The sequence below is a fragment of the Corynebacterium sp. KPL2895 genome, from assembly GCF_040225815.1.
Lineage (GTDB): Bacteria > Actinomycetota > Actinomycetes > Mycobacteriales > Mycobacteriaceae > Corynebacterium > Corynebacterium rhinophilum.
Map to the genome: position 1 here is coordinate 41,521 of NZ_JBEHFY010000016.1, position 24,149 is coordinate 65,669.

Here is a 24,149-nt window from a genome sequence, read left to right on the forward strand (position 1 = left end):
ACGGGGACGCAACTATCCATTCATCGTCCGCATTCCGTCCCCATACCTTAGCCCTAGTGGCCTGCTACTGACGATTCAAGCAGGCTACGCAGCTCCTCACCTTGGGCTAAAGTATCTGGCTCAAAAGTATAACCATCGTGAACGTAATGGAAAGCGGCGCGGATTTTATCGCCGCCGTGGATGCGCCGCCAGGCTTCGGCATAGACCGCCAACTGGATCTTCGCCGCTTCCATAGCCGCCCCCTTCGGTGGCCGGCCAGTCTTCCAGTCCACCACCATCCACGCGCCATCTGCCAAGCGGAAGACGGCATCCATTCGCCCGCGCACCACAGCGCTGCCGATGGTGATTTCGAACGGCGCCTCCACAAAGTCCGGCTGGCGCTCCGCCCATTCGGAGTTCAGGAAGGATTCCTTGAGTTCTTCCAGGTCGAAGTCCTCCGGCTCATCGATGCCCGGCAATTCCTCTTCTCCTAGCAGCGCGGGGCTGCCAAAGCGCTCTTCCAGCCATGCGTGGAAGGCGGTGCCCCGCTTGGCATAAGAATTGGGCTTAAACGGCACCGGGCGGCGTTGCCGGCGCGCAAACTGTAGCGGATCACTGCCCAAGGCCACCATGTCAGAGGCGGTAAGCTCGCTGGGAAGTTCCACATCCACTACCGGTTGTTGCAGAGACTTGTATTCCTCAATGAGCGCGCCCGCATCCTGTTCCCACAACTCGAAGGTCTCGCCGTGGCTTAACTCAGGAAGGTCCTCCATGGCCGCTAGCACCGCATCCGCGCCAGCCAGGGAATCCGGATCGGCTTCAAGGGCGGGGAAGAGCCCGCTTTCTGCCGCATTAGCCGACGTTTCCACCGGCTCTTCGGGCACAGTCCACTCCCCCACGTACTGGGGGAAAGATTCTTTTAGCCTTTCGAGGTACTCATACGGGCCCTTCTTGGCCTTGCCCGACCGGTTATTAGTACCGGAGCCGGTAACAGTCAACGTGGACTCGGTTCTGGTCAAGGCCACATAAAACAGGCGAGCCGCTTCCTCCGCATTATGCGCGCGGTCATCATCCAAGAATGCCTTGCAGGCCTTTTCGAATTCGGAGCGAGTGACCGCATCTGGTGATACCTCAATGTAGTCATCTTCACCGGGTACCTTTTCAATCTTGGACAAAAAGGTCTCTGCCTGTGCCTTATAGCTTGAAGAATCCGCGCGCACGACATAGACGTGCTCCCACTCCAGGCCCTTGGCTTTATGCACGGTCATGATTTGTACGCGATCCGTGGAAGCAGGAACTTCCCCAAGCCCAAGGCCATCTTCATGTTCGCGAGCGAGCTCCAAATAATCTAGGAGCGCATACAGGGAATCCCCATGGAATCCGGCGACGATATCGGCGAATTTATCCAGGTGGGTGGCTCCCCCGGCGCTGCCGCGGGCAAGAACCTCGGTACGGATATTGAAGATGGCCTCGATGTCAGCGAAGAGATCGCTTAAAGGCTTGGACAGCGAGTAAGTGCGCAGGTAGCGCAGCTTGGCAGATACCTCTTCCATGCGCGCTAAGCCCTCCGGAGTATAGCGATCGCGCTCGCCGAGGTCTGCCAGGGCATCGGCAAGCCCCACCGTCTGATCTGGGCCCTCGGCCGTAAGCTGCGCCAATTGGGCGCGCAGATACTCCTCTGGATCCATGCCCTCTTCCCATTGCAGGCGCTCTTGCTTCGCCCCCGCCAAGTTGTTTTGCCGCGCGGCAAGGGCTTGGATATCGCCCATGCCCAGCCCGCAAATGGGCCCGGCGAAAATGCGGAGGGCCGCTTGAGCATCTTCCGGCCGCACCAACATGGTTGCCAGCGCTACGAGGTCCTGGATTTCCGGTTGCCACAGCAATCCACCTAGACCATTGATTTCATTGGGCACATCGACGGCATCCAGGGCAGCTGCAATGGCTGCGGTTTGCCGGTTGGTGCGCACCAATACCGCTGCGCGAAAACCATCTCCCTCGCGCGCTTCCCACTGCTGCCTTACTTTCTGGGCAATAAAATCGTGTTCCTCGTCCTCGCTGGCGAAATAGCCCAGCTCAATCTCGCCTTCTCCCTTGTGCGGGGCCGCATGCAGCTCATCGACGGGGCGCGGGCCGCCCGCAAAGACCCCGGCCGCCACCGAGTTAGCCAGCTCCAAGGCACCCGACGGGTTGCGCCACGAGGTAGTCAGCTGATCCTTGGGAGCAGGGGCGCCATCTGCTTGCGGGAAATCCTCCACGAATGCGGTGAGGTTTTCTGAGGTAGCCCCACGCCAGCCATAGATGGCCTGCATGGGATCGCCCACCGCTGTCACGGAAATGTCTTTCTGCTCCCCGCCAAAAAGGCTGCGCAATAATACTCGCTGGGCATAAGACGTGTCCTGATATTCATCCAGCATGACCACGCGGTAGCGCTGCGCCTGTTGCTTGCCCACCGCTGGGTGCGATTGCGCGAGGCGCGCTGCCACAGACATCTGCTCGCCAAAAGTGATGACCTGCTGTTCTGCCTGCGCGCGCTTGAGTTCCTCGATCAATGGCACGTACTGCACGCGCAGATCCTGGACATTGATGTGGTCCTGCAGTTTCTTGGAATACTCGCCCTTCGTCCTCGGCGCCTTTTCCAGGTTGTCAATATCAGCGCGGAAATCCCGTGCGAACTCGGCAATATCATCCGGATCCTTCAAGGAATTGTCCATATCGGAAGTGATCTTGAGCAGGGTTTCCGTGATGGAACCCAAGGTCTTTTCATCCGATAATTTACCGCCGTAATTTTTCACCACGTCATAGGCAATGGCAAAGCGCTCCGCCTCCGTGATAATTCGCGCCGAGGGCTCGACCGGGACCAAAAGGCCGTATTCGCGCACGAGCTCGCCGGCATACGAGTCATAGGTGGCCACGGTGGGTGCGATATTGTTAAGCGCCTCTGCGGCAGGGCTACCGGGGACGATGAGGCCGGAATCGCGCAGCTGAATCAGTTGGCGGCGAATGCGCTGTTCTAGTTGCTGGGCCGCCTTGCGCGTAAAGGTTAGCCCCAGTACTTCTTCTGGGCGCACGTAGCCATTGGCCACCAAATAGACCACGCGGGAGGCCATGGTTTCCGTCTTACCTGCACCCGCGCCGGCCACCACGAGCTTGGGGCCAAAAGGACCCTCGATGACGTGGGCTTGTTCCTCAGTAGGTGGGTAATCCTTGCCCAGTGCTTGGGCTATTTCTTCCGGGGAAAAATTCTGCTTAGGCATGGATGGTCATCTTTCCTTCCTCCTGCACCGGGCAGATGGTACGAATGGGGCACTTATCGCAATCTTTATTGGTGCGCGCGGTAAGTTGCGGACCACGCAGTTCCGCTGCCAGTGGTGGCAAAAGTGCGGAAAATTCTTCCAGCGCCTCTGCGGTGAGCTGGCTTTGTGTGCGCGTGGTGATTTTGCTGGAATCTTTTCCGGGATAGACAAGAACTCCGCCTGCGCGCGGCATCCCTTCGCCATCGCGCACGCGCTGCCCGTCAAAGCTTCCCCGGGACAAGGCCAATTGGTAGGTCATTAGCTGGCGGTTTTCTTCCGCCTCTGCCTGCGTCGCTGCAGATTTACCGGTCTTGAGATCCACGACCAGGTAATTTCCGTCTCCATCCTGCATCAAGCGGTCCATGAAGCCGCCAACCCGGATATCCGGGGCGACCTCGACGTAGACGGGTACTTCTACCCCGGCGAGTTCATTTTTGACCTCGGATTGCTGTGCCCATTGCTGCGTGCGCTCCAGCAGGCGGGAGAATTCTTCCAACTTGCTCTGTAGTTGCCACTGCGGAACATCCAGGATGAGCTCATAGGCTTCCATGACGAGCAGGCGGGCCTTTTCCGCATCCATGCCGCGGCCGATGGCCTCCAAGAAGGCGTGTGCCATGGTGCCGCGCAAAAGGTGCTCGGCGCCGCTGGAATCTTCGGCCAAGTTTCCCACAATCGCCTTGAGCGGGCAGTTGAGCAGGGCTTCGACCCGGGATGGCGATAGGCTCTTGCTACCGCGCAGCTGCGTATGCGATGCCACAGAGCGCGCGGAAAACCACTGGTCTGGATGGGCGCCTGGGATTTCCGCCTGCGCTAAGCGCGCCAGCTGCCGGGCCGCTTGGCGCCGCTCCGCCTCGCCAGAATCTGGATTCGTGACCACGCGGCGCAATTGCGCCACAAAGGAAGGAACGGACAGTACCGCCACGTCGAGGGGATCGACCTCGAGTCCATCGCGCAGGGACACCGGTGCCGGCTCGGGAACGTCCAAGCCCAGCTCGCGGGGGAATTGGGTGGCGCGCAAGGCGCGGCTGGCTTCCCGGCGCGCCATTGTCCCGGGCACATCTACCCCGCGCCCGGTAAATTCCGCGATGAAGCGGGAAGGTTCTGCAAAGGCATCCTCGTTGGGATTTTCCACCGCAGCGATGAGTAACCGGTTCCGGTGGCGCGTGGTGGCGACGTGGAAGAGCCGGCGCTCTTCGGCCAGACGGGAGGCAATGTGGCTAACAGGGGTATCAGGCTCAATATCGCGGTCCAGGAGATCGATGAGATCTTCTTGGCCAAAAATGGACCCGGTCTCCCCCAGCGAGGGCCACGCGCCTTCTTGTGCTCCTACGACGATGACGGTATCCCATTCGCGGCCGACGGCGCCGTGGGCGGTGATGATCTCCACGGCCTGCGGGATGGCGGTACGGCGGTCGCGCACGCCGGTGGGCAGTTCTTGTTCGGTGATGTGAGTTAAAAAGGACTGCAGCGAGGAGCCGGGTCGGCGCTCGGAGTAATCACCGGCAGCATCAAAAAGCGCCATCATGGCATCGAGGTCACGATCCGCCTGCGAGCCGGTGGCGCCGCCGCGCAAGGCGGATGCCTGCAGGCGCATATCCAGCTCGGTAGCGCTCCATACCTCCCACAGGATTTCTTCCACAGAAGCCTGGGCTTGCACGGCCTGCCTGCCCGCGGAAAGTACTGCGCGCACGCGCTCTAGGATGGAAAATTCGCGTTCGGTGAGTTGGCCATTGAAGTCCGGCAGCTCGCCCTGCAAGAGCTCGCGCAGGCTATCCATGCCGCGCGCATCGGGCGCCCACCGGCGCAGACCGCGAATCAGGCGGCGCAGGGTGACGGGATCCGCCCCTCCCACTGGACCGGTCAGCAATTCCTCGAGCTCCACATTGCTGAGGTCTTCTTCCAAGGCGCGCAGGGCGAGGAGCATGGCAGATACTAGGCGTTGTTCTGCCAAAATCACGTCGGTCGGGCTGATGTGTACGGGTACGCCGGCGGCCAGCAAGGTGCGGCGCATCTGGCCTATATCCGCCGTCGAGCGGACGATGACGGCGATATCGCGCCACTGCACGCCATCGTCCAAATGGCGGCGACGCACGGTATCGGCCACCACATCGCGCAGGCGGCCCTCAGAATCCACGATGGAAACGCAGGCCGGGGATCCGTTGCGGTGCGGCTGCGAAAGCTCCACGGAGTGTTCCGCGGGAAATTCTTCAAGGAATTGCGAATTAGCACCGCGGAAGGCAAAGACGGATTGGTCCGCATCACCGCCGATGACCAGCAATTGTGCATCGGGGGCCAAGCGGGAGATGAGCTTGCCCGCGGTGGGATCCAATAGCTGGGCGTCATCAACCACGATGGTGTGCCACGGGTGTGAATTCGTAAGTTCTGGGCGCAGCAAGACTTGGTTGACTAGCTCGGCCGCGGAATAAGAATGCGCACCGGAAAGTGCTTGGACGCGTTCGTATTCGCGCAGGAACATACCGGCGGCAACCCACATTCCACGGCCGTACTTAGCCCCGAGGCTCTCCAAATCCGCGGGGCTTAAGCCACGTTCGATGGAGCGCAAAAGAAAATCGCGCAATTGGCGGGCAAAGCCTACATACTCTAGGGCGGGGCGAACTTCCTCCGGCCATTCGCCGTGGCCGGATTCAGCGTGGCCTTCGAGCAATTCCCGGATAACGGCATCTTGTTCCGCGCCGGTGATAAGGCGCAATTCCTCGTCGCTTGCACTGCGCAGGAGGGCAAAGGCCAAGGAGTGGATGGAGCGGACCATGGAGGATTGCGCCGCATAATCTTCGAGGCGCTCTGAAAGCTCACGGCGCAGGCGGGCGCCGGATTCCTTGGAGGCGGCAACAACGAGGATGCCGGAGGGATCTGCCCCCGTCTCCTGGGCGCGGTCGAGGGCATGAATGACGGTATCGATAAGAAAACTGGATACGCCGGTTCCGGCGGTGCCGGTTACCTTCCAGGTACCGGTTTCCGGCAGCTCAACGGGCCAGGAACGAGCGTGTGCGGACGGGGTGCGGGCGATGAGTCGTACCTCTGGCGACGGCGGTAGGACCACTCCCGCGCGGGCGGTGGAATGGGGATTGTAAGTCACCGCCCCAGTATCGCAGATGCCCTAGACACAAGAAACTGTTCCACCCGCTCAATATTAGAACGCACATTCGAGCGTGACCGCGGATTCAAATCATTGATATGCCGGCGGTAGGACACAGCCCGCAGCAAAAGCTCCTGCATACCCGGCACGTGACCAAACCGCTGGCAGATATGATCATCTACCACTTGCGCGATCAACCCATCCACGATCACGAGCGCAGCGCTCCACCCGGCTGGGCGCGCGGATTGACTCGGCACGAGATCCACGATTCCCGGTGGGTGCGCGCCATAAAAGACCGTGGTGGTCAGCAGGGCGGTATGGGCGGTGACCATGGGGACACCGGCAAGCGCGGCCTTATCGTAGGCCTCCCCCGTCTCCGCCCAGGCGGTGCGCTCCGCGCGGGCGAAGGCATCATCGCGGTGCGTACCCGGAGGTGCTGGTGCATTAGCCATGGCATCGTCCAAGCGCAAGGCCGTCTGCGCCGCTTCATCGATACGCCCGGTGACCTCGCCGGGAAGGAACTGCGTCGCCTTCCACCCGGCCGCGGTATGGCGCCCGTCGCTCGCGAGAACCGGCCGCGATACCCGCGCGCCCGGTACGCTGAGCTTTTCGCGCACCTTGGCAGACCACGCCGCGAAGGGGCCGGCCTGGGAGTAGACCACATCGCCCACCTTGATGCCGTTATCCCATACTGGGCCCAGCTGATCGCCTTGGGCCCGGCGCGACCCTGTCGCACCGGTTTCTGCGTGGAAGGCGCTTAAAACATGCTCTGGGGGAAGCGGCATCCAGTACTCCTTATTGGGGTTGGTGGGGATCCTTTTGCTCCGGATTGGGATATGGCCACGGGTTAGGCTCGCAGGTCACATCCTCATCAGGATAGACCTCCTTGGGATTGCGGTCATGCAATTTTTTATTGTTCAAACTCAGCGTCTGCTGCATCATTACCGGGGCCAATTTGCCCTCGCCGCCGCACTGCTGGTGGGAGGCATAGCCAATGGCGTGGCCCAATTCGTGGTTGATGACGTACTGGCGGTAATTGCCCAAATCGCCCTCAAAGGGTGTGGCCCCGCGCACCCACCGCGCTTCATTAATGATGGTGGTGGATTCGCCGGTGAACTTTGTGTGGCAAGAGGTTTCCGTTTCGATCTTCTCGCCACACCGCTCCGCGGCCGTACCTAATGAGGTCAGCTGGATGCGGGTATCGGGATTATCAGCGGAGGCAACGTGCTCGAATTCGAAATCACCTTGGGCAGTCCACCCGCGTGGATCCGCAAGGGTTGCCTCCACCATTGCGGCAAAGGCATCATCACCGCCGTAGGGAGCGGTATTGAGCCCATCTTCCACCTCGATGGAGTAGCGCACCTTCTTCTCGCCACCCTCGCCGGCTACGGCGCCGGGGCGGCCGATTGCGTGGAACGTGCCCTTTCCTTTTTTGGTGAAGTCACTTCCTGGGGGCATCTCACTAATCTCGCGCTCTACCGCCTCCGCATTCGCGGGGTCGGGGCCGGTGAGATCCTCGTGGGTAGGGGTGGCGGCTGCGGTGGTCTCCGCGCTGGATGCATCGCCGTTATCATCGGTCGAAGAGCCGGACGCGATATCCACAATCACCCAGATGGTAAGCAGCACCATCACGGGGATAGCCACTACACGCCACCAGCCGTAGCGGCGGGCGAACCGGACCACCGGGTTCGGGTGATCCGGGATTCGCCCATGGCTCTGGTGAGCCTTGCGATTCTGCCTACTTTCCATAGGCATTGAGGGTACCCGGTTGCCTATTCAAAAACTGAATTAGCAAACCTTCAGAAAGCCCCAAGCTTAGGCGCCGGCGAATCCGACGGACTGCTTCTTAGCGGCGCCAACCTCGACGTACACCACGCGGTCCGTGCGCACGAGGTACTTGCGACCCTTGTCATCTTCTAGCTCCAACGTGGAGTTTTCCGCCAGGGCGCTATTAATCTTTTGCGTCAGCTCCGCCTGCTCGCCACTGGTGCTAATAATCAGCTCGCGCGGGGTATCTGCAAAACCAAACTTGATATCCATAAAAAGTATCCTCCTTTAACGAGAGTTTTACATGCCAATGGCCCCACTATAACCATCCCGGCTACTATCAAGGTGTGTCTGTCATAAAACCCCAGCCACCGACCTTCGCGGAACTCGGCGTCGCCGCCGAAATCTGCGATGGGCTCGCTGACCGTGGCATCGCGCGAACCTTTGCAATCCAGGAATTAACCCTGCCCATTGCGCTCAATGGCCAAGACCTCATTGGCCAGGCACGCACCGGCATGGGCAAGACCTTTGGCTTTGGTGTGCCGCTGCTCGATCGCGTTTTTGATGACGCGGATATTGCCCCACTGGATGGGACGCCGCGGGCACTTATCGTCGTGCCCACCCGCGAGCTCGCCCAGCAGGTCACCGCGGATCTGCAGGACGCGGCCGCGCACCTGCCTGTCCGCCTCGCCTCCATCTACGGCGGGCGCCCCTACGAGGAGCAGATTAAGCTCCTCCAGCGCGGCGTTGATGTGGTCATCGGCACGCCAGGCCGCCTGCTCGATCTGCACGAGCGCGGCGATCTGGTTCTGCGCCACGTCGCTATCGTGGTGCTCGATGAGGCCGATGAGATGCTGGACCTGGGCTTTTTGCCCTCCATAGAGGCCATTTTGGAAGCGCTCGATGGCAATGCGCACCAAACAATGCTGTTTTCTGCCACCATGCCGGGCGCCATTTTGAACTTATCGCGGCAGTTCATGAATAAGCCCGTACACATCCGGGCCGAATCGGAGGCGGATGAAGTCACGCACGAAACCACCCGCAAGGTCACCTTCCAAGCCCACCGCATGGATAAGGTGCCGGTCATCGCACATATCCTGCAGGCCCAGGGCCGGGGTCGCAGCATAATCTTTACCCGCTCCAAACGCTCGGCGGCGCAATTGGCCGATGACCTTGCTGAGCGCGGCTTCCGCGTCGGCGCCGTGCACGGTGACTTGGGGCAAAAGTCCCGGGAAAAGTCCCTGCAGGCCTTCCGCTCGGGCGAGGTGGACATCCTCGTCGCCACCGATATCGCCGCGCGTGGCATCGACGTCGACGATGTCACCCACGTCATCAACTACCAAGTTCCCGATGATCCCATGACGTTTATCCACCGCATCGGGCGCACTGGCCGCGCTGGGCATACCGGCACCGCCGTTACCCTCGTGGGCTACGATGAGCTGGCCAAATGGCAGGTCATCAACGATGAGCTAGGCCTAGATTCGGCCACGCCGCCGCAGTGGTTTTCCACCTCCCCGGAGCTTGCCCAGGCGCTGTCCATCCCCGCTGGCGTGCAGGAAAAGGTGGGGCCTGCCACCAGCGTGATTGGCCAACTTCCGGCGCATAAGCGGTCCGCGGGACAAGCCCAATCGCGGTCCCGGGGCGGGTCTCGGCGCGGTAATGGCACGCCCCGAGGAGGGCGCCGATGACTAAGGCCCCCATCTTGCGGGCAACCGCGGCGGATTGGAAGGCCACCGGCATCATCGGCGCTATCTGCGCCATCGCGGTGGGCGGCGCGGTCGCCACCGCCAATATCCACCAGGCGGACCTGCACCAAGAGGCGGTTCCTGGGGAAGGCGATGCCGCTGTGCTTGCCGATGTCCCCTCCACCCTCACCACTGCCTACAGCCTTCCCAACCAGCCCGTACCCGGCCAATACCGCGCCATTTCCGCCTACGGGTTGAGCATTAGCCACGATGGCGATGTGCTCACTGCCACCAATGCCGATGGCTCCACGGCCTGGACCTATACCCGCAGCGATGCCGAACTCTGCTCGCTATCGACTGCCTGGGGCAAGGTGGTTGCCACCTATCGCACGGGCGTGGGCTGCGGGGATACGGTGGCCATCAACGCCGCGACGGGCGAATATGACTCCACCCGCAGCGCTATCAATTCCCCGGACGTTATACCTGTGCAATCCAATGACCGGGCAGGGACCGTTTCTGCCGGGCGAATCGATCTATGGCGCTCAGATCTCGTGCGTACCGTGGAATACGGCGACATAGAGGCCAAGCAGGAGGCGCAGAAGCAACCGCACGAGGAGTGCACCATTTCTTCGGCGCTCACGCGTACCGAGAACCTCGCACTGACGGAATCGTGCCCTGAGGAACCTCACACCACCTGGTTAAGGTTTCAAACCACCACCCCGGAGGACTCCCGGGAACCAGAAATGGACGCCGATGTCTCCATCGATCGCGATGGAGCTCGGCTTATCGCGGTGGGCCAAGACGCCGCCGCGGTCTATATCCCTGGCCCAGAACCCCGCATTGAGTCTTATAACAACCAAGGCGAAAAGCTTTCTTCTACCCCCGTAAAGCCTTCCGACGCCATCGATTCCGGCACAAGCCCTTTCGCCCCGGCCGTTGCGGATCTCCCGCACCATATGACGTGGTTTGATGGGCAGCGCCTCTACCTCCTAACCCCCAGTGATTTGCGCGTCGATCACGTTATCGACGGCGCCATCGGCACCCCGATTTCAGTGGCTGGGCGCATGCTGATGCCCACCGAAAAGGGCATAGCTGTCGTGGACTGGTCTACCGGTAAGGTACTGCGCGAAATTGCCGTCGACCGCGGAGATTACTGCGGTCCTGTCCACCTCACGTTGGCGGGCGAGACCATTGTAGAAACCCGCGGCGATACCGTCGTTGGCCTCAGCAGCGACTAAGCGAGTGCCACTCGTGGGCCCCGCGCGAGTGGCCCAAACGCGAGTGGCCCTTAGAAATTCGAGGCGGCCCACTCTGAGGACTCGCGTCTAAACATCAAGAGATAAAGCACCGCGACCGCGCTTAACAGGGTGATAGTCCCCAGTACCGGTGATCCACCGCTATACATTTGAAACGCGCTCGCACCCAAGATGAGCTCTACGAGGACCACGGCGCCTCTTCCCCATCGCTTTCCTTTCACCATGGCCCAGGAGCCTGCGATGACAAACCCAAAGACAATGAAGATAAAGATGGCGGTGCCAAGCCCCACAAAGCTTCCCGAACCGGAATCAGAAACCATCGAGTCATTTTCCGCGCCCACCGCTTCGCGCACGATGAGGAATATGCCAAAACAAATAACCGCGATGGATTGCACCGTGGCAATGCCTGCGCCTATAAGCACCGACTGCGGGGCACTATCCGGTGCTGCCGCTGGCGCTGCCGACTTATCTCGCTGCTGCTTATTTACGTGGCGTTTGTTCTGCTTAGACACAAATCCCCAGTCTACTAATGCGGCGCGGATTTTTTCTGTGCCACCCACGGCGGGGCCTCGATGTTGCCTGCAGTAGCGCGGGGGCAGAGGGCTGAACTGGGAGATTTGACGGTCTCTCCCTCACCACACTCACCACATAGCACCTATAGCTGCAGCTCACAGCGATTCTCACAGGATTCTTTAAAATTTGATTTTGGCATTTATGGCCCCCACACCGCGCCTATTAACGTGATGTTAACCACAATTTAGCCTGTACCCCTAGCGGCGATCGGGTAAACATGTCATGATTCTCTAGTAGCAAAAAGAAAGAGGGCGTAAACCTCTTCTTAACCTGGAGGAAACTTCAGGTAACAACACCGTGAACCATAGGCGGCGGCGACGCTGGCCCGACCTCGAGACCGGGCCCCACTGCTAGCAGACCAGTTCACACACCACCTAAAAATCAAGGTGCTTTCCTGTCCCGCACGGATTGCGCTCGTATTTACTGCTGTCAAAAATTTGTTAGGAGATATCAATCATGGATTGGCGCCACGAAGCCGTTTGCCGCGACGAAGACCCAGAGCTGTTCTTCCCAGTAGGTAACTCCGGCCCTGCCCTTACCCAGATCGCTAAGGCCAAGCTGGTCTGCAACCGCTGCCCCGTCGCTTCTTCCTGCCTCAACTGGGCACTCGAGTCTGGCCTCGACGCCGGCGTCTGGGGCGGCCTGTCTGAAGAGGAGCGCCGCGCCCTCAAGCGTCGCCGCAACCGCGGCCGCGGCCGTTCCCGCGTTTCCGCCTAAAAGCGCGGACCCGGGGAACCTAACCCCCGCCCCAATTTTCGTTTCGGCGCCCTTAGCCGCTACAGTTGAATAAAGTTCAGAAACCCTCAACGAAGGAGTGCGCAATGAGCAAGCGTGGTCGCAAGCGCAAGGATCGCCGCAAGAAGGCCGCTAATCACGGCAAGCGTCCTGGCGCATAACGTACAGCACATATTATAAAGCCCGGTTTCGTACCAGTTCACCTTAAGAACTCGTACGGCCGGGTTTTTAATCTTTCTATTAGAAATCCGACTCTCGGAGCAGTAGCGACCAGGGCGCTCATTTTGGGTTGATACTACTGGTCCATATCGGGACATCGGTCATAGCTTCCCCGAAGTGCACTAATTGAACTCATTTCGTGGTTTCCTTTTGCCGGCTTCCGTTAGCAGGTATAGCGATCGGCGATGGTGGCCCCTGTTACATATGGGTGCCCATCGTCCGTAAGCTGTTCGCCTCAACTACCTCCTCAAGGCGAAAGACACTTGACGACGACGAGTATGCCGGACTAGCCCGAGACTCACCGTGCAAACTGGTAGTAGCCGGAACCCGCACAAACATCGCTCCTCACTACGCCCAAATTGATGGAATAGAGACATGCTAAATCTTGCTGACACCAGAAACCGATTTAGGCGCATAATTATCCTCGGGGCAGCGATTCTCGCCTTCTGCACTTCGACAACGTCTCTGCTGCACCCCACAGAGCCGAATCTTGAATCCTCAGGACACAACAGCCAAATCTTCCTTGTAGAAAAGTGAATGCTGGAATACACTCAATCGTCTAAGAAGACAGCAAAACTGGGGACTGGGCTATATCCGCAACCTGCTTTTCGACAAGACTTTAAATCAATATTCAGGGGCTTGGGTTATACGCCCTGCATAGCCCGAAAGGAACCTAATGTGGCTTGACGGATATCATCAACAATTCGGAAATAGGCTGGAAGACTTCCTTTCAACAACAGTCCCCACGACACTTGCAGAGTTGACGCCTCTTCAGCGCAAGCAGGTCACCGATGGCACAAAAGAGTTTCCCTTCGAGATCGTACTCGAAATCTTAAACTCTAAACACAGCTATGAAGAGAAAGTATCCCGCATCCTCGCTATCAACGGCACATGGATGAATGCGATGTCAGGGAGTCAGTGGGCACTTGGCCCTTTAAATAGCACGGCCTACTCCGAAAGAGTCGGCATAGGCATCAGATGGGGCGAGATCGCTTTTTCACCGTTGCTAAACATCGCAGAAAACCTTATCGATACGTATCCCATCTGGCCGGGCGTACTCATGGAATTTGCTCACATGCAAGAAGACAATCGTGATTACTACCGCCAGCGAATTCAGAAAAACTAGCGCTGGTACCACCAGAGAGGTACCAGCCCAAAAACAGAACCCGTTCTTCAACTATTCGCAGGATGCGTATTTACCAGTCAGGGCTGGACATGACCCCAGAAAATGGACACGTCAGTGTTAGGCCCCTACTATTTGCCTATCCACTCGCATTACGCCCCAGGGCGTGTGGGTAGGGTTTGACTCGCGGGTTGACCGCTGCGAGTGAGATCCTATGGAAATTTTTTCTACAGCACCGCTTCGGCAGAGGGCGCCTGACGGTATGTATGCTTCTGAACTGGAAGAGGAAATACAGCAGTACGAAATGCCTCGACTCTTGTTGCGAGGCGTTCTCAGTTCTAAATGACACTTTTACCAGCGGGATTCGATCTCCGTAATTTCTATCGAGATGCGGCGGCGCAGCGATTGCGGTGCCTTAGCTTGGCCGGCACAGCAATTGCGCACGAGGGAGCGGACGAGCTCTTCGCGCTCTAGTCGTTGCTGGCAAAAATCACATTGGGCGATGTGCTCGCGGATGGCTAAAGCGCGGGCGTAGGTCGTGGATTCATCGAGAAGCTCGCAAAATAGGTTGTGTACCTCAGTGGAGCTACACGCACCACAGTTCTTTCCGGTTGCGCCTTCCATTACTTCTCCTCCATGTCCGGGTGTTCTAATCCAATTCCTTGTTCACGTGCTACGTCCTTCAACGCCTTCCGGAGCATTTTTCTTCCACGGTGCAGGCGAGACATCACCGTTCCCAATGGAGTATCCATGATTTCGGCGATTTCCTTGTACGCTAAGCCCTCCACATCGGAGTAGTAGACCACCATCCGGTAATCCTCCGGCAGGTCATTAATGGCCTGCGAGATGGACCTATCTGGCATCTCTTTAAGCGCTGCCACCTCAGCGGATTCCAACCCGGTGGAATCGTGCCCTGCGGTGGTATAGAGCTGAAAATCACTCAGATCATCGGCAGAAGACTCGGTAGGACGCCGCTTCGCCTTGCGATAGGAGTTGATGTAGTTATTGGTCATGATGCGATAAAGCCATGCCTTCAGGTTCGTTCCCTGCTTAAAGGAATGAAAGGACTTATAGGCCTTCAGATAGGTCTCTTGCACCAAGTCTTCCGCGTCTTGCGGGTTTCGCGTCATGCGCAGCGCGCCGCCATAGAGCTGATCGAGCAGCGGGAGCGCTTCCTTTTCAAAGCGGCGCTGCAGCTCCTTCTCGCTCACTGTTTCTTTAACCACACAATCTATCCTAACGTCTCACGCTAAAATTCCTATATGGCCAAAAAGTCCCCGCATGCCGCTACCCCGGCGCTGAAAGTCATCGAAGATGCCGGAGTCAAACACTCCATATCCACCTTCGAGGCGGGCAAGGATCACTTTGGTGATCACGCCGCGGCGGCCTTAGACGTAGAACCCGAACGCGTGCTGAAAACGCTCATCATTGATCTCACCGCGGGCAAAGGTCCGCGCCGCGAGTTGGCGGTGTGCGTGATTCCCACCACGCACCATTTAAGCCTCAAGAAGGCCGCCGCTGCCCTTGGCGTATCTAAGGCCGCCATGGCGCAGGTGCACGATGCCGAGAAATCCTCAGGCTACGTGCATGGCGGTATTTCCCCGCTCGGACAAAAGAACCCGCTGCCCACGGTGATCGAGGAATCCGCGGTGCTTTTCGATACTGTCTTTATCTCCGGCGGCCGCCGCGGCCTAGATATTGAGCTCAACGCAGAAGACCTCGCGCGCTTGTGCGGGGCTGACTTTACCGATCTACTGGCGGATGAGTAGCTCCGGATAGTCATTAGAGACAGTCCCCACGGCCTTGTCCACAGCGTGGTACTCAAACCCTCGCAGGCCCGTGGGCGCTAGCAGCTCCTTGGCCTCCTCGGCGCTACCCTCGAGCCAGGTGTGCATCTCCTCCGGCGCCAAAAATCGCGGCAACCTGTGGTGCAGCCACTCCATCTCTTCGGTAGCCGCGGTGGTCACGACGGTGGCAGAGAGCCGATCCAACCCGGTATCCCAGAGCCCCGCGGCCCACAGCAGTCCCTGGTCTGGGTGGACGTAGTACGGCGTCTTGGTGGAGCCATCCTTGTGCCACTCGTAATAGCCGTTCATGGGGATAAGGCAGCGCTGGATTTTAAAGGCGGTGCGAAAAGATGGCTTGCTCGCCACCGTTTCTGCCCGGGCATTAAAAAGCGGCGGGCCATCTAGGTCTTTCTTCCACTGCGGCAAGAGCGCCCACCGCGCGGGATCGACTTCCGCCAGTTCTTCGCGCACGCGCACGATGGGAATGGGCTGGGTCGGGGCAATGTTATATCGCGGCCCGGGCGTGCCCTGTGGGGCGTGGACGTCCTGGATTCCCGGGAGATTACCCACCTCATCGAGGAGGGACTCAGTAAAAAGAACGAATCTTCCGCACATGCCCTCTATTATGGACACTATGTCTCAACCTTGGACCGCCCCGCTGGCTACCAGCCCCGTTACGGGGGAACACCAGGTGCCAGGATCGAAGTCTATTACCAATCGGGCCTTCATCCTGGCCGCGCTGGCAGATTCCCCGTCCATCCTGCACGCCCCACTGGTATCGCGCGATACGCAGTTGATGGAGGACGCACTCAGTGCCATGGGGGTTCGCTTCACCCATGACGGCGCCGATATCCACGTCCAGCCTGGGAAGCTGCACGGTGCCACGGTGGATTGCGGGCTGGCCGGCACGGTAATGCGTTTTGTGCCGCCGGTCGCGGCGCTCGCGGATGGCCCGGTGCGCGTCGATGGCGATAAGCAAGCCTACAACCGCCCCATGTCCACGACGCTGGATGCGCTGCGCAGCCTCGGCGTTGATGTGGAAGGAGGTAGCCTGCCCTTTACGGTGTCCTCCAACGGCGTACCAGAAGGCGGCAAGGTCACCATCGATGCTTCTGGTTCTTCCCAGTTCGTCTCCGGCCTGCTGCTCAGCGGGGCGCGCTTTTCCCAGGGCATTCAACTCACCCACGAGGGCGGCCAGCTGCCGTCCATGCCGCACGTGGAAATGACGGTGGGCATGCTGCGCCAGGCGGGCGTGCGCGTGGATTCTGACGGCACGACGTGGACGGTGCACGCCGGCCCCATTGCCGGGCGCGAATGGTTCATCGAACCGGATCTCTCCAATGCCACGCCATTCCTCGCCGCAGCGGCGGTAACCGGCGGGCGCTTGACCATCAAGAATTGGCCGGCAAATACCACCCAGCCAGGCGATGCCATCCGGCAGATCCTGCTGGATATGGGTGTGATGGTAACCCAGGAGCACAATAGCGTGACCGCAGTGGGCAACCCTGCGGGAAAGATGCAGGGCATCGAGCGCAATATGGGCGATATCGGGGAGCTTACCCCCACCGTTGCGGCCCTGTGTGCGCTCGCGGAAACGCCGTCGCGACTCACAGGCATCGCCCACCTGCGCGGCCACGAGACCGACCGTTTGCAGGCGCTCGCAGCGAATATCAATGCACTGGGCGGCAGGGTCACCGAGCTTGACGATGGCCTAGTGATCGAACCCGCCGAACTTCACGGCGGCGATTGGCCGTGCTATGCCGATCACCGCATGGCCACTGCCGGCGCCATTCTGGGTTTGAAGGTCCCTGATATCCAGATTGAGGATATTTCCACCACCTCCAAGACTTTGCCCGGTTTCGCCCGCATGTGGGAGACGATGTTACACCCCGACCAACAGTATTTACATGGCTAGACGTTTCGGTTCCTTTGATGAATCTGATGTGCGCGTGCGCCCCGGCAAGGGCTCGCGCCCGCGCACCAAGGATCGGCCCAAGCACAAAAATGCCAAATACGGCATGGTAATCACCAAGGACCGCGGGCGGTGGGGCGTTGCGCTTGACGATGGCCCCCAAGTCACCGCCATGCGCGCCCGCGAGCTGGGCCGCACCGCCATCGAGGTCGGTGACCGCGTCGGCGTGGTTGGTGATACCTCTGGTGCCAAGGACACGCTGGCGCGCATCGTCAAGCTGGCGGATCGCACCTCCGTGCTGCGCCGCACCGCCGATGACACGGATCCGTATGAGCGCATCGTGGTGGCCAATGCCGATCAATTGCTGATCGTTTCCGCCGTGGCAGACCCTCCCCCGCGATCCGGCTTTGTCGAGCGCGCCTTGATTGCCGCGTTCGTGGGCAACCTCCACCCCATCTTGTGCCTGACCAAGACGGATCTCGCAGATCCAACGCCGTTTGCAGAAGAATTCGCCGACCTAGATGTCACGGTAGTCGAAGCCGGAGTCGAGGATGGCCTAGATGCCGTGCGCGCGCAGGTAGATGGCCATATTACCGCGCTCATCGGGCATTCCGGGGTGGGCAAGTCCACGCTGGTCAACCGGCTAGTTCCAGATGCAGAAAGGGAAACGGGGGAAGTATCGGGCATCGGCAAGGGCCGGCATACCTCGACGCAATCGGTGGCCCTCCCCTTGCCCACCGACGCTCCAGGAACCGAATCTCAGGGCGGCTGGATCATCGATACGCCGGGCATTCGCTCCTTCGGGCTGGCGCATGTGGACGCGGATACCGTCCTTGGCGTTTTCGAGGACCTCGCCGCGGCTATTGAGGAGTGCCCGCGCGGCTGTACGCACGCTGGGCCACCGGCGGATCCTGAATGCGGGCTCGATGATCCAGAGGTCATTCCCGAGGGCACCGCTACCGCCCGCCGCCGCGATGCGGTACGCGGGCTACTACAAGCCCTGCGCACCAACGTGGAGTGGGAAAATTAGCGCGGCTTAGAGCAATTCCACGAGGAACGGCAGCTCCGTTGGGTGGTAGAAGGCCATGAAGTTATCCAGGGCATCACCCACCGCGAGCTCCGCATCCTCATCGCCCAGGTCCGCGGAATCGATGGCTTCGATGGCCTTGGCGGTTGCCTCTTCGGATTCTTCAATATCCACGTGAATGGCGGCGAGGTTATCGGTGCCAAACTGCGCTGGCTGGAGCTCTACCACCGGCTCACCCATATCTGGGCGCGGGGTGACTGCAGTGTCGTCAACGTCGATGGAAATGACCACGCGCCGGTGCGGGAACTTCTCCTCGTCCCCAATGGTCAACAGGCGCAGCGAGGCCATAGAGGCCTCAAGGAAGGCGGAGTAGGCGATCTCTTCTTCATCGCCTGCGGTATAAAAATCCCGCAGAGCCGGGGTAACCATGAAACCCCAACCGGAACGCGCCGCGAGCGTTCCGGTTTCTGCGAGCTCCGCCAGCATGGCATAGGTCGCCGGAATATAGACGCGGGCTTCAGCCACTAAAATTCCCCTTCAATATCGAATACGGCTTGAATTTCTACAGAAACGCGGTCGAAGCTGGTGTACAAGAAACCGATCATTCCGGCATCGACGGCGGCGCGCACGTTAAGGATCGAATCATCGACCATGACGCAATCGCTCAAGGGCAGCTCGAGGGCATCGGCAGCCGCTTGGAAGGCCGCAACCTCCGGCTTTTCCGCCCCGATTTCTCCAGACAACACCACGGCATCAACGTTGCCGCGATAATCCCACTCGCGAATGTGCTCGGCTCCGGAACCACCCGGGTCATTAGACAGAATAGCGGTTGCGGCACCATTTGCCTTCGCCGCAGACAGCAGAGCCTTCCAGCGGCGATTGTCCTCTTCAGCGCCATCGAGGACGCCGACATAGTCAATGATGAGACCACGCATAATTTTTAATCCTTCAGTACACGAATACTTTGTAACTCCCGAAAGTATAGCGAACTGCGCTTATATTCTCGCCCGCCTCATACAGGAAACTGCCAGAAATAGCGCGCGCAGCGCCCCCATGAGATAATTATCACGCGTTCGCCTCCCTGCCCTTTTTGCAGGAGCACTCATTTCACCATGTATGAGCCCATTCCCGGCTACTCTCATCTCAAGCTATACATCGCCCCGCACCGCATCCATTACGGCCGTCTGCCCACGACGGCAGAGGTAGCCGCTCAGCACCATATCCAAGCCTCGGTCGTCTTTATCCTTGAGGTCGCCGCCGGCTACCGCCCGCTGGCACACCTTAATTCTCCGCGCTTTTCGGATTCCATCCGCCTGCATATCGGCTCTTGGGTACACCGGCGAAAAAGCCCCCTACGACACCGATACCCTGCGCCTTACCAGCCTGCACGCGCGGCCTAATGGCGAATACTTCGGTTCCGCGGTCATCGGCACGCACCGTCACGCCTTTACCGGCTCCGCCACGGACCAAGGGCTACGCTCGTTTCGGCTGCTCTAAAACTAACAGCGCCCCTCCCGCTTCCCCACCGCGCGAGGGCGGGGAGGAAGAGGAAGGGGTGCAAAAGAGCGCGGAGATTTTATGCCTCTACGGTTTCTTGGCCTGCAGGACCAGAGCCCGAGTCACCGCCGGATTCTTGGTTTTCTTCCTGCTGCTTGAACTGCTTGCGCAGCATAAACAACTGGCGCACGGTTTCTTCCTTCACGCCTTCATTCATGGCATTGAACATATCGCCACCCTCCTTCTGGTATTCCACCAGCGGGTCGCGCTGCGCCATCGCGCGCAGGCCGATGCCCTCCTTGAGGTAGTCCATCTCATAGAGGTGCTCGCGCCACTTCTGGTCAATAATCGGCAGAATCACCATGCGCTCGGTATTGCGCATCTGCTTGTCGCCGCCGATGGCAGAAACGGCTTCCTCCAGCTTGTCGTACTCCTGGTTCGCGTCGGTGACGAGGGCATAGCGCAGCTGCTCCGCAGTGAGCTCGCCTGGGGAACCGTACTCGGAGCCTTCCACGAGTTCCTCCGGGGACATCGTGGGGCCGTAGAGCGCCTCAAGGGCGTTCCAGAGTTCCTCGAGGTTCCAGTCTTCGACATAACCGGTGGCGGTAGCACCCGCGACGTAGGCAGAGACCGTGTCATCGATCATGGTGCGGATATCGTCCTTGATGTCATCGGCATCGAGGATGGAATAGCGCGTGGAGTAGACCACCTTGCGCTGCTCATTGAGCACCTCATCGTACTTCAACACGTTCTTGCGCATCTCGAAGTTTTGATTCTCCACCTGCGCCTGGGCGCCCTTAATGGAGTTCGAGACCATCTTGGCCTCGATGGGGACATCATCAGGCACGTTGAGGCGGTTCATCATGTGCTCCATAGACTGGCCGACGAACCGCACCATCAACTCATCGCGCATGGACAGGTAGAAGCGGGTCTCGCCCGGGTCACCCTGACGGCCGGTACGGCCGCGCAGCTGGTTATCAATGCGGCGAGACTCGTGGCGCTCGGTGCCCAAGACATAGAGCCCGCCCGATTCGCGCACCTCATCACCCAAGCGCTTCGAGCGCTCTTTCTCACCGTCGATCTCGGCTTCCCAGGCCTCCTGGTACTTTTCCTCATCCTCAAAGGGGTCGAGGCCGCGTTCGCGCAGCTTCTCATCGAGAATGACTTCCGGGTTACCGCCGAGCACGATATCGGTACCACGACCGGCCATGTTGGTTGCCACGGTCACGGTGCCGGGGCGGCCCGCACGGGCAATGATCTGGCCCTCTTCTTCGTGGTGCTTGGCGTTGAGCACGTTGTGCTGCACGCCGCGCTTGCTAAGCAACTGCGACAAGTATTCGGAGCGCTCCACAGAGGTGGTACCAACCAAGACCGGCTGGCCGTTTTCAACGTGCTCTGCAATATCATCAACCACCGCGGCAAATTTTGCCTCTTGCGTCTTGTAAATGCGGTCCGAGTGGTCGGTGCGCTGGTTCGGCTTATTGGTAGGAATAGGAACCACATCCAGCCCATAGATGGAATGCAGCTCCGCGGCTTCCGTTTCCGCAGTACCGGTCATGCCGGAAATTTTTTCATAGAGACGGAAGAAGTTCTGAAGGGTAACCGTCGCCAGCGTCTGGTTTTCGTTTTTGATCTCCACCTGCTCCTTGGCCTCAATGGCCTGGTGCATGCCTTCGTTATAGCGACGTCCTGCCAAAACGCGGCCGGTAAAGCCATCCACGATCATCACTTCGCCGTTGCGAACGATGTAGTCCTTATCGCGGGTAAAGAGCTCCTTGGCCTTCAACGCGTTATTGAGGTAGGAAACCAACTGGGAGTGCTCCGGCGCGTAGAGGTTATCAATGCCGAGCTGATCTTCGACGTATTCCACGCCCTCTTCCAAGACGCCGATGGTGCGCTTTTTGTGGTCCACTTCGTAGTGGATGCCCTCGCGCATGCGCGGCGCCAGCTGGGCAAAGACGCCGTAGAACTGGGAGGAGCCATCAACCGGGCCGGAGATGATGAGTGGGGTACGGGCTTCATCGATAAGAATCGAGTCCACCTCATCCACGATGCAGAAATTGTGTCCGCGCTGAACTACATCATTAAGGGTGCGCACCATGTTATCGCGTAGGTAATCAAAGCCCAGCTCATTATTGGTGCCGTAGGTGATGTCGCAGTCATAGGCTTCCTTGCGCTCTTGCGGGCGCATTTCTGCCAAGATTACGCCCACGGAAAGGCCCAACCAGCGGTGCACACGACCCATCATCTCGGCGTCGCGCTTGGCCAAGTAGTCATTGACCGTGACAATGTGTACGCCCTCGCCCTCCAAAGCGTTGAGGTAAGCGGGCAACAAGGAGGTCAGGGTCTTACCCTCACCGGTACGCATCTCTGCAACATTGCCAAAGTGCAGGGCGGCGCCGCCCATGATCTGCACGGGGTAGTGCTTTTGCCCTAGGACGCGCCAAGCGGCTTCGCGGACGGTAGCAAAAGCATCGAGCAAGATGTCGTTCTTTTCTTCGCCATCCTTGAGGCGAGTTTTGAACTCGTCAGTCTTGGCCTTTAGCTCATCGTCCGAAAGCTCCGCGTACTGATCCTCGAGTGCAATTACATCGTCTGCAATCTTGCCCAGGCGCTTGACCGTACGGCCCTCGCCCGCGCGCAGCAGCTTGGAAAGTCCAAACACTATTCGTTAGTCCTTCTTATCGCGACACATTCGTTAACTTCCCGCAATTGTACTCACGCTGCTGGCCTTGTCGCGTTCTACCCGCCCTTAAACGATAGTGATTTCACACTAAGAGCACTAAGAAAACAGATAACTCACAGCATGACAAATCCCCCTTCCCCACCTCATCGAGCAATAGCCCGATTGGTAGGAAGGGGGAATAAAGAGGTTTAGCGCTCTAGGCGGGCGCCGGAGGCTCTAGCCCTCTGCATCCTCAGACAAGGAGATGATGCCGTAGTCGAAAGCGTGGCGGCGGTAGACCACGGATGGCTTGTTGTTTTCCTCATTGACAAAGAGGAAGAAATCGTGACCAACCAGCTCCATCTCACTCAAGGCATCGTCCACGCTCATCGGGGTGGCCGGGTGTTCCTTGGTGCGCACGATCTGGCCGGGGCGAACATCCTCGACGGTCTCGGCATAAGGATCAACCAAGCGCTCTTCCTTGGCGCGCTGTGCTTCTGCCTCCGCAACCATCTCGGCGGCGATTTCGCCGGTGCCCTTCTGTGCGCGGTGGCCGCCCTTGACGTATTCACGGCGCACCTTCACCTTGCGCAGGGAGCGTTCCATCTTCCCCATCGCGGTTTCCAGCGCTGCGTAGAAGGAGTCTTCCTTAGCCTCTGCGCGGGCGATGTGGCCTTTACCGGTCGCAGTGATCTGGATGCGGTCGGACTCTGCTTCGCGGCGTGGGTTTGGCTCGTGCTGCAACTCCACGTGGAAGAAGGTCAATGTGGGATCAAGGCGTTCAATCTTGGCCAGCTTTTCATTGACGCGCTCTTGGAAGTGTTCCGGAACTTCAACGTTACGGCCCGTAATCGTTACCTGAGCATTATTTGGCTGGGACATTGAGATGCCTCCCTTTGGTAGTGGGGACTAGAAACAATCACAGTAACTGTTCCTCTGTGACACCTTTAATAATACCAGTGGTTATGACCTGATGGCATTAGGGGGTAACACCGTGCACCCTACTGTGTGATGTACCTTAAGCATCTGCGAAGGCCAATGCCCCATAGACTGTGGCGCCGGCGGCGCGTAGGGCCGCCATACTGGCCGCAAGGGTGGCGCCGGTGGTTATAACGTCATCGACAAGCAGCGCCGGCTTACCGTTCACTGGGGCGCAAACCCCCACTCGCCCCTGTAGATTCGCCCATCTATCCTGCGCATTGAGCTCAGATTGATCCTCGGTATTCGCGCCCATGATAAGCGCCTCCCGCACCTGCAGGGACCGTTGCCGGCGCGCCGCACCCTGGCACACGGCCGTCACGGGATCGCCGCCGCGCCTGCGCGCAGAGCGGCGACGAGTAGGTGCCGGCACTAGGCACAGCTCGCGGGGAATCTCGCCGCGGGCAGCCAAGTGCGCCACGCCCGCGGCCACCACCGCACCGATATAATCGCGCACCTCCCTATTGCCCTGTTCCTTCATGCTGATGATGAGGTCGCACCGGTTTTGTGGCCTGTGGGTTGTTTGTTTGTGCTGTTCACAGCGTTTCGATATGTC

The 24,149-nt window shown here is 59.4% G+C and carries 23 protein-coding genes; 9 read left to right on the forward strand and 14 right to left on the reverse strand.

The genetic code is table 11. From position 1 onward, the window contains the following. Positions 1 to 53: 53 nt before the first annotated feature. The 5 genes from ABRP95_RS08200 to ABRP95_RS08220 all read right to left on the reverse strand — a co-directional run bounded on the left by ABRP95_RS08200 (position 54) and on the right by ABRP95_RS08220 (position 8,409). Complete coding sequence (locus ABRP95_RS08200; RefSeq protein WP_284770009.1) at positions 54 to 3,233, reverse strand: ATP-dependent helicase; 3,180 nt, start codon at positions 3,231 to 3,233, stop codon at positions 54 to 56. After that, complete coding sequence (locus ABRP95_RS08205; protein ID WP_284770099.1) at positions 3,226 to 6,333, reverse strand: ATP-dependent helicase; 3,108 nt, start codon at positions 6,331 to 6,333, stop codon at positions 3,226 to 3,228. The genes ABRP95_RS08200 and ABRP95_RS08205 overlap by 8 nt, the downstream gene beginning before the upstream one ends. A gap of 32 nt (positions 6,334 to 6,365) precedes the next feature. Beyond that, a complete protein-coding gene (locus tag ABRP95_RS08210) occupies positions 6,366 to 7,154 on the reverse strand; it encodes a hypothetical protein (RefSeq protein ID WP_349839210.1) in 789 nt (262 codons plus the stop codon). Between the two features lie 10 nt (positions 7,155 to 7,164). After that, entirely contained in the window at positions 7,165 to 8,118 is a 954-nt protein-coding gene (locus ABRP95_RS08215; protein ID WP_284849900.1) for a DUF3152 domain-containing protein, read from the reverse strand. A gap of 66 nt (positions 8,119 to 8,184) precedes the next feature. After that, positions 8,185 to 8,409 (reverse strand): DUF3107 domain-containing protein, encoded by a 225-nt coding sequence (locus ABRP95_RS08220; RefSeq protein WP_239269424.1) that lies wholly within the window; start codon positions 8,407 to 8,409, stop codon positions 8,185 to 8,187. A 74-nt stretch (positions 8,410 to 8,483) separates the two neighbouring features. Between ABRP95_RS08220 and ABRP95_RS08225 the strand changes: the two genes are divergently transcribed. Together ABRP95_RS08225 and ABRP95_RS08230 are read left to right on the forward strand one after the other, a co-directional pair. Continuing rightward, positions 8,484 to 9,824, forward strand: coding sequence for a DEAD/DEAH box helicase (locus ABRP95_RS08225; protein WP_349839211.1), 1,341 nt, complete (start codon positions 8,484 to 8,486; stop codon positions 9,822 to 9,824). Further along, the gene (locus ABRP95_RS08230; protein ID WP_284781749.1) at positions 9,821 to 11,059 is read left to right on the forward strand and encodes an Rv3212 family protein; all 1,239 of its coding nucleotides are present in this window, start codon (positions 9,821 to 9,823) and stop codon (positions 11,057 to 11,059) included. The genes ABRP95_RS08225 and ABRP95_RS08230 overlap by 4 nt, the downstream gene beginning before the upstream one ends. Before the next feature lie 50 nt (positions 11,060 to 11,109). Here ABRP95_RS08230 and ABRP95_RS08235 read toward each other — a convergent pair whose 3' ends face one another. Further along, positions 11,110 to 11,589 carry a membrane protein gene (locus ABRP95_RS08235; protein WP_034658073.1) on the reverse strand — a complete coding sequence of 160 codons (480 nt, stop codon included), beginning with the start codon at positions 11,587 to 11,589 and terminating at the stop codon, positions 11,110 to 11,112. A gap of 517 nt (positions 11,590 to 12,106) precedes the next feature. Between ABRP95_RS08235 and ABRP95_RS08240 the strand changes: the two genes are divergently transcribed. The 3 genes from ABRP95_RS08240 (at position 12,107) to ABRP95_RS08245 (ending at position 13,730) form a co-directional block, all read left to right on the forward strand. Continuing rightward, on the forward strand, positions 12,107 to 12,367 hold the full coding sequence (locus ABRP95_RS08240) for a WhiB family transcriptional regulator (RefSeq protein WP_005277545.1): 261 nt from the start codon (positions 12,107 to 12,109) through the stop codon (positions 12,365 to 12,367). Between the two features lie 104 nt (positions 12,368 to 12,471). After that, positions 12,472 to 12,546, forward strand: a complete 75-nt coding sequence (locus ABRP95_RS12095; RefSeq protein WP_369707509.1) for a 50S ribosomal protein bL37 — start codon at positions 12,472 to 12,474, stop codon at positions 12,544 to 12,546. A 734-nt stretch (positions 12,547 to 13,280) separates the two neighbouring features. Beyond that, positions 13,281 to 13,730, forward strand: coding sequence for a hypothetical protein (locus ABRP95_RS08245; protein WP_284770014.1), 450 nt, complete (start codon positions 13,281 to 13,283; stop codon positions 13,728 to 13,730). 348 nt (positions 13,731 to 14,078) lie between these two features. Here ABRP95_RS08245 and ABRP95_RS08250 read toward each other — a convergent pair whose 3' ends face one another. Both ABRP95_RS08250 and ABRP95_RS08255 read right to left on the reverse strand, forming a co-directional pair. After that, the gene (locus ABRP95_RS08250) at positions 14,079 to 14,351 is read right to left on the reverse strand and encodes an anti-sigma factor (RefSeq protein ID WP_239269419.1); all 273 of its coding nucleotides are present in this window, start codon (positions 14,349 to 14,351) and stop codon (positions 14,079 to 14,081) included. Continuing rightward, positions 14,351 to 14,953 carry a sigma-70 family RNA polymerase sigma factor gene (locus tag ABRP95_RS08255; RefSeq protein ID WP_239269418.1) on the reverse strand — a complete coding sequence of 201 codons (603 nt, stop codon included), beginning with the start codon at positions 14,951 to 14,953 and terminating at the stop codon, positions 14,351 to 14,353. The genes ABRP95_RS08250 and ABRP95_RS08255 overlap by 1 nt, the downstream gene beginning before the upstream one ends. Before the next feature lie 36 nt (positions 14,954 to 14,989). Here ABRP95_RS08255 and ybaK point away from each other — a divergent pair, with 36 nt between their 5' ends. After that, on the forward strand, positions 14,990 to 15,496 hold the full coding sequence (gene ybaK, locus ABRP95_RS08260) for a Cys-tRNA(Pro) deacylase (protein WP_284770015.1): 507 nt from the start codon (positions 14,990 to 14,992) through the stop codon (positions 15,494 to 15,496). Here the strand turns inward: ybaK and ABRP95_RS08265 are convergent. After that, entirely contained in the window at positions 15,479 to 16,129 is a 651-nt protein-coding gene (locus ABRP95_RS08265) for an SOS response-associated peptidase (RefSeq protein ID WP_349839212.1), read from the reverse strand. The two genes, ybaK and ABRP95_RS08265, sit on opposite strands and share 18 nt — an antisense overlap. On the opposite strand from ABRP95_RS08265, the gene aroA reads away from it, so the two are divergent. Both aroA and rsgA read left to right on the forward strand, forming a co-directional pair. Continuing rightward, complete coding sequence (aroA, locus tag ABRP95_RS08270; RefSeq protein WP_284770017.1) at positions 16,128 to 17,429, forward strand: 3-phosphoshikimate 1-carboxyvinyltransferase; 1,302 nt, start codon at positions 16,128 to 16,130, stop codon at positions 17,427 to 17,429. The genes ABRP95_RS08265 and aroA overlap by 2 nt on opposite strands. Beyond that, entirely contained in the window at positions 17,422 to 18,456 is a 1,035-nt protein-coding gene (gene rsgA, locus ABRP95_RS08275) for a ribosome small subunit-dependent GTPase A (protein WP_284770018.1), read from the forward strand. The genes aroA and rsgA overlap by 8 nt, the downstream gene beginning before the upstream one ends. Positions 18,457 to 18,462: 6 nt before the next feature. Here rsgA and ABRP95_RS08280 read toward each other — a convergent pair whose 3' ends face one another. Continuing rightward, positions 18,463 to 18,978, reverse strand: a complete 516-nt coding sequence (locus tag ABRP95_RS08280; protein ID WP_005277532.1) for a DUF6912 family protein — start codon at positions 18,976 to 18,978, stop codon at positions 18,463 to 18,465. Further along, complete coding sequence (locus tag ABRP95_RS08285) at positions 18,978 to 19,388, reverse strand: HAD-IA family hydrolase (protein ID WP_284770019.1); 411 nt, start codon at positions 19,386 to 19,388, stop codon at positions 18,978 to 18,980. The genes ABRP95_RS08280 and ABRP95_RS08285 overlap by 1 nt, the downstream gene beginning before the upstream one ends. A gap of 177 nt (positions 19,389 to 19,565) precedes the next feature. On the opposite strand from ABRP95_RS08285, the gene ABRP95_RS08290 reads away from it, so the two are divergent. Then, the gene (locus ABRP95_RS08290; RefSeq protein WP_349839213.1) at positions 19,566 to 19,853 is read left to right on the forward strand and encodes a hypothetical protein; all 288 of its coding nucleotides are present in this window, start codon (positions 19,566 to 19,568) and stop codon (positions 19,851 to 19,853) included. A gap of 176 nt (positions 19,854 to 20,029) precedes the next feature. On the opposite strand, the gene secA is transcribed toward ABRP95_RS08290, so the two are convergent. The 3 genes from secA to ABRP95_RS08305 form a co-directional block, all read right to left on the reverse strand. Beyond that, on the reverse strand, positions 20,030 to 22,615 hold the full coding sequence (secA, locus tag ABRP95_RS08295; protein ID WP_284770021.1) for a preprotein translocase subunit SecA: 2,586 nt from the start codon (positions 22,613 to 22,615) through the stop codon (positions 20,030 to 20,032). A gap of 237 nt (positions 22,616 to 22,852) precedes the next feature. Further along, positions 22,853 to 23,497, reverse strand: coding sequence for a ribosome hibernation-promoting factor, HPF/YfiA family (hpf, locus tag ABRP95_RS08300; RefSeq protein ID WP_023025625.1), 645 nt, complete (start codon positions 23,495 to 23,497; stop codon positions 22,853 to 22,855). 136 nt (positions 23,498 to 23,633) lie between these two features. After that, on the reverse strand, positions 23,634 to 24,149 hold a 516-nt coding region (locus ABRP95_RS08305; RefSeq protein ID WP_349839214.1), incomplete at its 5' end, for a ComF family protein.

Coding starts and splice junctions, on each gene's coding strand:
- ABRP95_RS08285 (WP_284770019.1), bottom strand. CDS start 19,388: ATGCGTGGTCTCATCATTGACTATGTCGGCGTCCTCGATGGCGCTGAA.
- rsgA (WP_284770018.1), top strand. CDS start 17,422: ATGGCTAGACGTTTCGGTTCCTTTGATGAATCTGATGTGCGCGTGCGC.
- ybaK (WP_284770015.1), top strand. CDS start 14,990: ATGGCCAAAAAGTCCCCGCATGCCGCTACCCCGGCGCTGAAAGTCATC.
- ABRP95_RS08250 (WP_239269419.1), bottom strand. CDS start 14,351: ATGGAAGGCGCAACCGGAAAGAACTGTGGTGCGTGTAGCTCCACTGAG.
- ABRP95_RS08245 (WP_284770014.1), top strand. CDS start 13,281: ATGTGGCTTGACGGATATCATCAACAATTCGGAAATAGGCTGGAAGAC.
- ABRP95_RS08210 (WP_349839210.1), bottom strand. CDS start 7,154: ATGCCGCTTCCCCCAGAGCATGTTTTAAGCGCCTTCCACGCAGAAACC.
- ABRP95_RS08200 (WP_284770009.1), bottom strand. CDS start 3,233: ATGCCTAAGCAGAATTTTTCCCCGGAAGAAATAGCCCAAGCACTGGGC.
- ABRP95_RS08215 (WP_284849900.1), bottom strand. CDS start 8,118: ATGGAAAGTAGGCAGAATCGCAAGGCTCACCAGAGCCATGGGCGAATC.
- hpf (WP_023025625.1), bottom strand. CDS start 23,497: ATGTCCCAGCCAAATAATGCTCAGGTAACGATTACGGGCCGTAACGTT.
- ABRP95_RS08230 (WP_284781749.1), top strand. CDS start 9,821: ATGACTAAGGCCCCCATCTTGCGGGCAACCGCGGCGGATTGGAAGGCC.
- ABRP95_RS08265 (WP_349839212.1), bottom strand. CDS start 16,129: ATGTGCGGAAGATTCGTTCTTTTTACTGAGTCCCTCCTCGATGAGGTG.
- ABRP95_RS08220 (WP_239269424.1), bottom strand. CDS start 8,409: ATGGATATCAAGTTTGGTTTTGCAGATACCCCGCGCGAGCTGATTATT.
- aroA (WP_284770017.1), top strand. CDS start 16,128: ATGCCCTCTATTATGGACACTATGTCTCAACCTTGGACCGCCCCGCTG.
- ABRP95_RS08290 (WP_349839213.1), top strand. CDS start 19,566: ATGTATGAGCCCATTCCCGGCTACTCTCATCTCAAGCTATACATCGCC.
- ABRP95_RS08240 (WP_005277545.1), top strand. CDS start 12,107: ATGGATTGGCGCCACGAAGCCGTTTGCCGCGACGAAGACCCAGAGCTG.